This is a genomic window from Flavobacterium sp. ALJ2 (assembly GCF_015594725.1).
Classification (GTDB): Bacteria; Bacteroidota; Bacteroidia; order Flavobacteriales; family Flavobacteriaceae; genus Flavobacterium.
In genome coordinates this window covers 1-948 of sequence record NZ_JADNRC010000048.1, presented here as the reverse complement: position 1 = coordinate 948, position 948 = coordinate 1, and the positions used below count along the sequence as shown (strand labels likewise).

The window sequence follows — 948 nt, the reverse complement described above, 5'->3', positions numbered from 1 at the left end:
TACAAGTGATGCCGACTATACCGCTTTAACAGGCACGGCAACGATTCCTGCAGGTTCAGGTACGGCAGAAATAAAAGTGAATACTTTACTAGATAAACTGATAGAATCAGACGAAACTATTATTATAACGGGAGTTGCTACAACAGGATTTACCTGGAGTGCTACAGCCAATACTGCTACGGTAACTATTACGGATTCCAATCCAGCATCGCATAAGTTGTTATTTTTTAGTGCATGGGGCACTTCGAAAACGCTAAAAGCAAGTCCACCAGTAATAGAGAAGATAGCAGAGGGCACCTCGATAAAGCTAAAAGTAAGTTTGTCGCCAGGAGTTACAGCTACGAGCGATATTACATTCAACTATGCAGTTGATGGTACAGCAACTAGTGGCGATGACTATACCCCATTGACTGGAGTAGGAACGATACCAGCAGGTAATAATTCAGTAGATATTATTGTTACAGCATTAACGGATGCTGTTATAGAGGATGATGAGACTGTAATTTTAACAGGAGGTGTTATAACAGCAGGTTCATTAACTGGATTTGGTTGGGTTGTTGGAGTCAATGATGCTACAATAACCATTACAGATGTAACTGATGAGGCAAACAAAGTATTGCACTTTTCTCCAACTACAGCAGAAGTTGCAGAAGGATCAAGTACTAGTGTAAAGGTAAGTTTACCAGAAGGAGTTACTATGGGGTATCCACAGATTGTAAACTACACAGTATCAGGAACAGCCACAAGTGATACGGACTATACTGCTTTAACAGGTTCGGTAACGATTCCTGCAGGTGATGGTTATGCAATGATAGCAGTAACTGCTAAAAATGATAATCTGATAGAACCAGACGAAACAGTAGTTATAACAGGAGGAACTGTCTCAGGATTTACTTGGGGAAGTGACAATGTAGCTACAGTTACCATTAAGGATGCAACTGGAACTGA

At 40.6% G+C, this 948-nt stretch carries 1 protein-coding gene; it reads left to right on the top strand.

Translation table 11 applies throughout. From position 1 onward, the window contains the following. Window positions 1-948 (top strand): Calx-beta domain-containing protein (locus IUY40_RS19150; RefSeq protein WP_229335690.1); only part of this gene is annotated, 948 nt, incomplete at both ends.